The following is a 4,329-nucleotide window of genomic DNA, read 5'->3' as shown; positions in this document are numbered from 1 at the left end:
GCCCGCGCCGGATCGCATGGCCCCGGATAATGTGCAGAATTCCGCGAGAATTAGCCGAGCCTCCTCAAGACCGGAATTTTATAAAGATCCAAAATGCTTCAAACCGAATCGATCGCTACGACGAGATCGATACCCAGAGTGACGGGCTAACCATCAGTCTGTCTGCCGGTATTGCGCTGGAAGATCGCCGCATATAGGGAACGAATTCAAGCGTGGCCTAATAAGCGGCACGCTCAATGAAAAGGTTTTTATGGAGTATTCGCATGAAAGTGCTCATCGTTTTCGCCCACCCCGAACCTAAGTCATTCAACGGTGCGCTGAAAGATACGGCTGTCTCGACCTTGGAAGAACAGGGTCACGAGGTCCAGGTGACCGATCTGTATCAACTGAAGTGGCGACCCGAGCTCGGCCCCGAAGACTTCGTGGGCGAACGTCTTAACCCGGACTTCCTCGACCTTTCGGTGGAACAGGAGCACATGTTCGGGACGTCCACGAAACCGACGCCTGATGTCTACGCCGAACAACAGAAGGTGCTCTGGTGCGATCTGATCATCTTCCAGTATTCGATGTGGTGGTTCGGGATGCCGGCGATCCTGAAGGGCTGGGTGGACCGTGTGATGACGCGTGGATTTGCGTATGCCACTGGCCGCAAATACGATACCGGTGTGTTCAAGGGCCGCCGCGCGATGGTCTCGGCCACGACCGGAACAGCTTCCAGTCTCTACGAACCCGATGGTGTCGACGGCGACATCAATCACATTCTCTGGCCGATCCACAATGGGATCTTCAAGTACCTGGGCTTCGATGTGCTGCCACCGCATATGTCCTGGATGCCGGGTCGGGTGACGCCCGAGGAGCGACAGGCTTACCTTGACAGTTACGCAGCGCGTTTGCGCAGTATCGGGAGTACGGAGCCTTTGTTCTTTCATCCTTTTGCGGACTATGGTCCGGACCAGCGTCTGAAGCCGGGTGTCGTAGCCCGTTCCGGCTTCCAGTGGAACCCGGGCACCGGCCAATCGCATGCCGAGGCGGCGCAAGCCATTACGCCGAAGAAGATTGCCAAGGCAGGTTGATCTGCCATTTCAGCGGGCCGCAGCAGCTTCGAAAAGGTCTGCGGGCCAGCGCCAAAACAGACAAGGGATGAAGCGCACAATGGAAAAACTGCCAATTTTTCAGAAGCTGCACCACGTCTGCATCGTGGTCCGTGATATCGAGAACGCCGTGAAGTACTACGAGTCGATCGGAGTCGGCCCTTGGGCCGATTTTCCGCCAATGGATGCGTACGAACTGGACGGCTATGACCGTCAAGCCTTTCTGAAGATGCGCTATAAGTTCGCGAACATCGTAAACGCCCAGCTGCAACTTTGCCAGCCGGGAGACGGGGACACTCCGCAACGACGTTTCCCTGGGTGAACGCCCTGCGAACCTCATTGCGACAAATCTTGCCCGAAATACTTCTTCGAGATGGTTAAGTAAGTGCCGTCAGCCTTTATATCCGCTAAGGCCTTGTTGATTGCCAATAGCAGTTCAGGATTATTTTTGCGAATCACCACACCAGCCTGGCTCGGGGTTGCGCCCGAATTTTCAATGGCAACGATCTTCAACTTTTCCTTCCGCGTGCGTTGAAAGTCTAGATAGGTTGGTTCATCATGAATCACGGCATCGACGCGATTTTGAACAAGTAGCTCGAAAGATTCGGATGCGCTTTCCACAGGGACCACTTCTCCACCATTAGATTCCGCCAACCTGGCAAAAGTGCTGGTGTAAGTTTGCGCGACCTTTTTACCCTTTAAGTCAGCGAACCCATGAATATTGGAATTCTTAGTTTGGACGATCAGGACGATGGGGGTTTTTATGTAAGAATCGGAAAAGTCGTACCTCGCTTTCCGCGATTCACTAATTAACACTTCATCAACCACAGCATCGTAGCGGCCGGCGTCAAGCCCTGCGATGAGGCCATCCCATTTTCCTTCGATGAACTGCACGTTCGTACCCAAGCGTCGGGCCAATGCCTCCGCAATCTCGACGTCAAAACCGGTGAGTAAGCCGCGCTGGTTATGAAAAGCGTAAGGCGGATAGTCTCCAGCGGTCCCAACTCGGAAAACCTTCGACGACTTAATCTGACTAAGTTCGTCGGCGAACACATGGTGAGCTAGAGGGAAATGCAAGGCCGCGATCAGCGGGAGAGCGGAGAGGATTTTCATGGTACGTAGGTCTCTTTCGTCAACATCGAAAAAGAATACTCACTTCCGGTGTACGGATCTAACAATAAAAATAAGAATAGTTAGCATGGAACGAACCAAAAGGCTAATTGCGACGATCAATAGGATAACTTAGTGTAAACGATCGTGATTGGAATTGGGATCATGTTCGGAAATGAAGAGCGAGGCAGTGCCAGCGTTGAGCGCTAGAGCATGGCAGAACGCATTCTAATAAAATGAAGGGTTAGATTGCTAAAAGAGATGAAGAAACATAAAAAAAAATCGCCCCTAAACGAGCTGTTGGCGTGCCAAAATACATGTGGGCGCATCCTCGACTCTAGCTCTCACAGACGCAGGGGGCGCATCTGCCTTTTTGTCATACAGAGTCTGGAAGCGGTCGTAATGGTTTCTCAACCTCTTATTGAGGGCCACTTTTACTTTCGTACGCCAGTCTTTGATTGAATACCGTTGTGGTTATTCAGCAATGACGGTGATTTCCGTAGATCGGATGCAATAGCGCTTCGAGAACTGTGTTGGAGCCTTCCGTTTCCCAGCGGCTTGGCGCCTACAAGTCTACAACGTCTTGCATCGACCGAACCATGATAGGAGATCCTTAAAGCGCGCATCAACGCATAGTAGCAAGTTGCGATCTGTCCAGTTTCAGAAGTGCTCTGGCATTTCGATCCTTAGACTCTAAAGCCTTCTTCGAAATCAATACGTCATGAAAAACGAAATGCAGATAGAACCATTTTCGGTTCACATACCAGATGCACATATCGAAGATCTTAGGCGCCGTCTGCGCGATATCCGGTGGCCAAGCACAAGTCCCTCGGAGCCTTGGCAACGAGGGGTCGACGCTAACTGGCTTCGTGATCTAACACGATATTGGGCGGACGATTTCGACTGGCGAAAGGCGGAGCATTCCCTTAACGCACAACCCCAGTTCACCGCACAAATCGAAGGTCAGCGAGTTCATTTTGTTCATCGAAAGGGCGTCGGTCCTGCTCCGTATCCACTCGAGATTACTCACGGTTGGCCCGGATCGTATTTCGAGTTCTACTCCGTCCTTGATCAGCTATGTGACCCCGCCGCCTTTGGCGGAGATCCGTCAGACGCGTTCGATGTCGTCATTCCGTCAATCCCTGGGTTTGCTTTTTCGCAAGCACCCATAAGACGCGGGACCTCCTCCTTCCAAGTGGCTGATTTGTGGGCATCGCTGATGACTGGGCTCGGGTATGCCCGATTTGGCGCGCAAGGCGGTGACTTAGGCGCAGGAGTGTCGATCGCACTTGCATCACGACATCCAAAGCTAATAGATGGAATTCATCTTAACTTTCTGCCTGGCTCATACCAGCCCGCGCTCGGTCCTATGGCGCCACCGCTTACCAAAATTGAAGAAGAGTTTCTGAGTACAAGGGATAAGTGGGCAATGCTCGAGGGAGGGTATTCCCACATGCATAGCACGCGACCAGATACCTTAGCGTTTTCTCTCAACGATTCTCCAGTTGGACTGGCTGCCTGGATATGCGAGAAATTTCGCGCGTGGAGCGATTGCGATGGAATTATCGAACAGTCCTTTTCTAGGGACGAGTTGCTGACGAATTTGTCGCTTTACTGGTTCACAGGTTCTATCGGCTCCTCAATGCAGATTTACTGGGAAAACAGGCTGCAGCCGATGCGCTTTAATGATGGTCAGCGAGTGGTCCCGCCGGTTGGATTTGCAAGGTTTCCGAAGGAAATCAATCACCCACCTCGATCTTGGCTCGAACGTACATTCAATGTCTCGCAGTGGACCGATATGCCGAGTGGCGGTCACTTCGCGGCAATGGAAGAACCGAAACTTCTTACGGCCGAGATTCGTCGCTTCTTCAAGTCGCTCAGAAACTAATAGTGGCATGATCTCAAATGGCCGCCGTCCTATCCATGAACAGCGGCTTCTGAATTCCTACACGAGCGGTGTTTGCTTTTGGATAGCTAACGCACTGACTTAAAAATATCTGCTTACTTCGTCGGACCGATCATTCATGTTTACTTTCGGGCGTGACTGCGTCCTTATTAGCGCTACCAATTTCATTCAACATGCCACATTTAATCTGCGGTCGATTTTCCGTTGCACATTAGGAGATTT

At 51.8% G+C, this 4,329-nt stretch carries 5 protein-coding genes; 4 read left to right on the top strand and 1 reads right to left on the bottom strand.

Annotation, left to right across the window (positions count from 1 at the left end; all coding sequences use genetic code 11):
* From ACFFAR_RS26045 to ACFFAR_RS26035, 3 genes are all read left to right on the top strand, one after another.
* On the top strand, nucleotides 1-197 hold a 197-nt coding region (locus tag ACFFAR_RS26045; protein WP_375508726.1), incomplete at its 5' end, for a hypothetical protein.
* A gap of 66 nt (nucleotides 198-263) precedes the next feature.
* Complete coding sequence (locus tag ACFFAR_RS26040; RefSeq protein ID WP_375508725.1) at nucleotides 264-1,073, top strand: NAD(P)H-dependent oxidoreductase; 810 nt, start codon at nucleotides 264-266, stop codon at nucleotides 1,071-1,073.
* Nucleotides 1,074-1,152: 79 nt separating this feature from the next.
* The gene (locus ACFFAR_RS26035) at nucleotides 1,153-1,413 is read left to right on the top strand and encodes a hypothetical protein (RefSeq protein ID WP_375508724.1); all 261 of its coding nucleotides are present in this window, start codon (nucleotides 1,153-1,155) and stop codon (nucleotides 1,411-1,413) included.
* A gap of 14 nt (nucleotides 1,414-1,427) precedes the next feature.
* On the opposite strand, the gene ACFFAR_RS26030 is transcribed toward ACFFAR_RS26035, so the two are convergent.
* The gene (locus tag ACFFAR_RS26030) at nucleotides 1,428-2,204 is read right to left on the bottom strand and encodes a transporter substrate-binding domain-containing protein (protein WP_375508723.1); all 777 of its coding nucleotides are present in this window, start codon (nucleotides 2,202-2,204) and stop codon (nucleotides 1,428-1,430) included.
* A 730-nt stretch (nucleotides 2,205-2,934) separates the two neighbouring features.
* On the opposite strand from ACFFAR_RS26030, the gene ACFFAR_RS26025 reads away from it, so the two are divergent.
* Complete coding sequence (locus ACFFAR_RS26025) at nucleotides 2,935-4,089, top strand: epoxide hydrolase family protein (RefSeq protein WP_375508727.1); 1,155 nt, start codon at nucleotides 2,935-2,937, stop codon at nucleotides 4,087-4,089.
* The last annotated feature ends 240 nt before the right edge of the window (nucleotides 4,090-4,329 follow it).

The organism is uncultured Caballeronia sp. (genome assembly GCF_964243625.1).
Classification (GTDB): Bacteria; Pseudomonadota; Gammaproteobacteria; order Burkholderiales; family Burkholderiaceae; genus Caballeronia.
The sequence above is the reverse complement of the archived record's forward strand: the minus strand, read 5'-3'. Positions and strand labels throughout refer to the sequence as shown.